This is a genomic window from Lacticaseibacillus pantheris DSM 15945 = JCM 12539 = NBRC 106106 (assembly GCF_001591865.1).
In the GTDB taxonomy this organism is placed as follows: domain Bacteria; phylum Bacillota; class Bacilli; order Lactobacillales; family Lactobacillaceae; genus Lacticaseibacillus; species Lacticaseibacillus pantheris.
On the sequence record NZ_BCVS01000157.1, the window covers coordinates 1 to 3982 of the forward strand.

Sequence of the window (3982 nt, forward strand, 5' to 3'; positions counted from 1 at the left end):
GGCACGTAGCCGGTCGCGGGGACCAGCGGCTCAACCGGAACCACCACACCAGTACGGACAGCCACCGCAGCGGTCCACCAAGTCGCAGTACCTCGCAGCACCCCCACCGGCCAGAACCACCACGCCACCACAGCACATCCGACTAAGGCCGGAATTTGCCGAATGGCGGAAAACAATGTACAATGCACTCAGGATATTGTTTCAGTCACGGAGGTGTACGCATGAGCAAGGTCAACGTTAGCAAGGTCAAGGCGGAAAAGGAACACAAATCTGCCTTCCAGCACGTCACCCAGATTTTCGTTTGGGTCATGATTCTCATTACGGTTCTCGGCGTGGTGTTTACCGCCGTGGCCGCGTTCCAATAATCAGTTACTAATTGACGCAATCAAAAAGCTTGTGGGCTTTGGCCCACACGCTTTTTGATTGTACCTAAGACTACGGCTCCCGTAGCAGCTGCGGAGCTAGCCGGTAAACCAACAGTACCGCCACAATCGCTGCCACCGTGGTAAATAGTGCTGACCCGCCATTGATAATCAGCGAGTACAACCATGCAGCCTGTCCCTTTGGTGCGTAACTCCCCCAGAAAATCCAGCCGGCAATAAAGTGCCAGAAGTACTTGGCAAAGGTACCCACAAACGCCGCCGTAATAATGGCTCCCACCTGACGTCCTCGCTGTCCACTTTGGAATGCCCGGTAACTAATACCCGCCAAGCCGGCGCAAGTGAATGCAATGGGGTATTCCACAATTCCTTGAATCGGGTTAAGCACACTGCCCGACGCCAACCCAAACAGGATCATGTCCAGTACACCCCAAATCAAGCCACCCATCATGGCCGCGCCTGTACCACGCCGTAGCGCCAACACCACGATAGGAATAATGCCCCACTCTAGTTCAATCGCGGAAACCCCTGTAGTGTGCGGAATCACATGCAAAGCAGTGGCAACCGCGGCCATCACGGCGACCTCCACCATAATGCGTACCCGTTGTCGTCCCATAAAAAAAGCCTCCCTTGTGTTGTGTATACACTCACCCACCACAAAGGAGACAGTTTGCCTCATTTCACAATCCCTACGCTCGTGCTAACGAAACAGGTTCGAAGGGTATTTCTCAGCCTTACGGCACCCCTTTGTGAAGGTTACTTACTATTAATAATAACGGTTACAAGGAATAGCATACGCAATCACCGCATCACCGTCAAGCTTTCGCTACAAAATAGGACGAACGCCAAGCATCTGACCACCAATTATTGTGTCGCTTCGCCGAACCATTTGCGCTGCAACTTCGCGATGGTCCCGTCCTTCTGCAATACTTTCAGGCTGGCGTTAATCTTTGCCGCCAGTTGGGTGTCACCTTTGCGCATCCCCACCGCGAACTTCTCAGCCGGGAACGTGCCGTCAACAATCCGGTACTTCTGCGGGTTAGGCTGGTGAGCCACGTAGTAACGCGCGTACACACCATCAATGGCAATCCCCTGAATCCGCCCGGCGTTGAGGTCGATGAACGCCTTATCGTAAGTATCGTACAGTACGGGCTCCTTGCCCTTAATAATATCCTTCAGCTTTTTAGGCTCAGCATCAATGTCCGCCGCCCCACTGGAGTCCGTCTGGGCCCCAACCGTCTTACCGGCCATATCCGCAAACGACTTGATGTTGTCATTACGCTTGGTTACCAGCACCTGATAGTTCTTCAGGTAAGTGTCAGAGAACAGTACCTGCTTTTCGCGTTCCGGGGTGACCGTATAACCGTTCCAAATCAAATCGATGGTTTGGTTGCGCAATTCGGTTTCCTTCATTGACCAGTCAATGGTCTGGAAGTCCGCCTTGATGCCGTAACGCTTAAACACCGCCTTCGCTAGGTCAATGTCAAACCCTTCGAGCTGGCCGTTCTTTTCACGAAAACCCATCGGTACAAAGGTGTCATCCAAACCGATAACCACCTTCTTGGTCTTTTCGATGCGGGGCCATGAGTTCTTGGCGGTCGTCCGGGCGCAAGCCGACAGACTGGTGACCGCGACCAGCGCCAGTAGCCCCGCCACCGCTACTTTCCAAAATTTTCGCATAGGTTTACGCCTCCGTTCCGGTTGGCATTGTGAAGACGTTATCCGCCACGCTCCGGGCAAAGTCCATATCGTGAGTCACCACAACCTGGGTCATCCCCCCCTGCTTCAGTTGGTTAACCAATGCGGCCACGTTATCGCGCAAAGCCGGGTCCAAAGCACTAGTCGGCTCGTCGTAAAGCAACACTTGTGGATCGAGCGCGAGGGCCCGCGCAATGGCGACCCGTTGCTTTTGTCCACCTGACAGCGTGTACGGGTAGGCATCAGCCTGGTCCGTCAACTCCAGTTGCTCCATCAGCGTGTTGGCACGAGCATCCGCAGCGGCTTTGGTTGCCCCCGTTAAGGTCGGGGCGAGCGTGATGTTGCGCCGTACCGTATACTGTGGGAACAGTTCAAAGCCCTGGAACACTACCCCAAGAATTCCCTGTTCGCGTAGCTGCTCTGGAATGGTTGCCTGACCATCCCACGCGATGGTTCCGGCATCAGCCGACTCCAGACCCGCGATAATCCGCAGCAAAGTTGTTTTACCCACCCCTGAAGGTCCAACGATAGCAAGTGTCTGCCCGTCAGGAACGGTCAAGTTCAAACCGTTGAGAATATTGCGACTACCAAATTGTTTACTAATTCCACTTAATTCCAGCATAATGATTCCTCCTAAACGCCTGGTTACGCTCGGCTTTGACTAACGGTAAAAGGCAAAGCGCTTCTCAACCCGCTTCTGCGCGACGGTCAATATGAACGTCAGGAACAGGTAAATGACCCCTACCAACAGGTACGGTACCAGCGTCACGTCGCGACTGGCGGCAATGTTACCGGCACGGAGCAGGTCGCCAATCCCGATAACGTATACCAGCGAGCTGTCCTTGATCAGGTTGATTGTTTCGTTCCCAATACTTGGTAAAACGATCTTGGTAATCTGACCCATAATTACGTAGCGGAATGTCTGCCAGCGCGACATTTTGAGGACGGTTGCCGCCTCGAATTGGCCTTTGTCGATTGCCTGGTAGCCACCACGGAAGATTTCCGCGAAGTACGCCGCGTAGTTCAGGATGAACGTTACCAGAACGGCCGAATTGCGGTCAAAGACAATGTGGATGGTTGGTAATCCGTAGAAGATGAAAATCATCTGCAGCAAGAGTGGCGTGCCACGGAAAATCCAAGTATAAGCACTCAGCAACCACCGTAACGCAACCGCCAGCGGATTTTTTGAGCGAGAGCCCAGTCCTGGCGACAGCACCAAGCCTAGTGGTAACGAGCAAACCAACGTGATAACAAATACCCAGAGCGTTGTCCAGGTGCCCTTGAGCAGGGCGGGCATAATTTCGGCAATGTATTGCATAATAACTTCCCCCTTCAATTTAAAAAGCGCCCCCTGTGATTACCTTAGTAACCACAGAGGGCGCCATGCGCGGTTCCACCTCTGATACGTTAGCCGCTCACACGGCTAACCTTATGTGGTTGTTGGGTACCAGCCCATGTGCAGTTGCGCAAATAAAAAAGCCCCCTGATGACCGGAGTCATCAGAGGGCGAATTAGCTTCGCGGTTCCACCTCATGTACGCAATACCGTCACCGGTATTACCTTAGCTGGTTGCTTCAACAACCACGGCGCTAACGGGCCCAACCGAGGACGCCTACTAACAGGCTTCAACGTCCCACTCGCGGATGTGAGGATAGGTGGTGGCCCCCCGCTTCCCAGCACCGCAGGGTCTCTGTGCGCCAATGCACCTAACCAATTCCGTTCAAAGATTTATGTACTCATTGATTGACTCTTAATCTACACTCACGTAAATCTAATGTCAACAACATTCGTCAAAAAGTTTCAACTTTTGTGAAACGGCAGCGTAGGCCGGGGCGGTGAGCCGCGGCTTTCGTGGGGTACTCCATGGTCACCACTGCTAGGGCGAAGGCCAGGTGGTTACGAAC

5 protein-coding genes and 1 riboswitch are annotated in these 3982 nt (G+C 53.4%); of the genes, 1 reads left to right on the forward strand and 4 read right to left on the reverse strand.

Annotation, left to right across the window (positions count from 1 at the left end; all coding sequences use genetic code 11):
* Positions 1 to 221 precede the first annotated feature (221 nt).
* Positions 222 to 365: a DUF4044 domain-containing protein gene (locus LPA02S_RS11565; RefSeq protein ID WP_156301991.1), complete on the forward strand. Its 144-nt coding sequence runs from the start codon at positions 222 to 224 to the stop codon at positions 363 to 365.
* A 70-nt stretch (positions 366 to 435) separates the two neighbouring features.
* Here the strand turns inward: LPA02S_RS11565 and thiT are convergent, their stop codons facing one another.
* The 4 genes from thiT to LPA02S_RS11030 all read right to left on the reverse strand — a co-directional run bounded on the left by thiT (position 436) and on the right by LPA02S_RS11030 (position 3396).
* Positions 436 to 996: an energy-coupled thiamine transporter ThiT gene (gene thiT / locus LPA02S_RS11015; protein ID WP_054648846.1), complete on the reverse strand. Its 561-nt coding sequence runs from the start codon at positions 994 to 996 to the stop codon at positions 436 to 438.
* Positions 997 to 1049: 53 nt separating this feature from the next.
* Positions 1050 to 1137: riboswitch (TPP riboswitch) on the reverse strand.
* Between the two features lie 107 nt (positions 1138 to 1244).
* Positions 1245 to 2060 (reverse strand): amino acid ABC transporter substrate-binding protein, encoded by an 816-nt coding sequence (locus LPA02S_RS11020; protein WP_056957124.1) that lies wholly within the window; start codon positions 2058 to 2060, stop codon positions 1245 to 1247.
* Positions 2061 to 2064: 4 nt separating this feature from the next.
* Positions 2065 to 2700: an amino acid ABC transporter ATP-binding protein gene (locus tag LPA02S_RS11025; RefSeq protein WP_054648843.1), complete on the reverse strand. Its 636-nt coding sequence runs from the start codon at positions 2698 to 2700 to the stop codon at positions 2065 to 2067.
* A gap of 39 nt (positions 2701 to 2739) precedes the next feature.
* Entirely contained in the window at positions 2740 to 3396 is a 657-nt protein-coding gene (locus LPA02S_RS11030; protein ID WP_054648842.1) for an amino acid ABC transporter permease, read from the reverse strand.
* Positions 3397 to 3982 lie beyond the last annotated feature (586 nt).

What these genes read in the sequence shown, in the direction of transcription:
- LPA02S_RS11030 (WP_054648842.1), bottom strand. Translation starts at nt 3,396, where the DNA reads ATGCAATACATTGCCGAAATTATGCCCGCCCTGCTCAAGGGCACCTGG.
- thiT (WP_054648846.1), bottom strand. Translation starts at nt 996, where the DNA reads ATGGGACGACAACGGGTACGCATTATGGTGGAGGTCGCCGTGATGGCC.
- LPA02S_RS11565 (WP_156301991.1), top strand. Translation starts at nt 222, where the DNA reads ATGAGCAAGGTCAACGTTAGCAAGGTCAAGGCGGAAAAGGAACACAAA.
- LPA02S_RS11020 (WP_056957124.1), bottom strand. Translation starts at nt 2,060, where the DNA reads ATGCGAAAATTTTGGAAAGTAGCGGTGGCGGGGCTACTGGCGCTGGTC.
- LPA02S_RS11025 (WP_054648843.1), bottom strand. Translation starts at nt 2,700, where the DNA reads ATGCTGGAATTAAGTGGAATTAGTAAACAATTTGGTAGTCGCAATATT.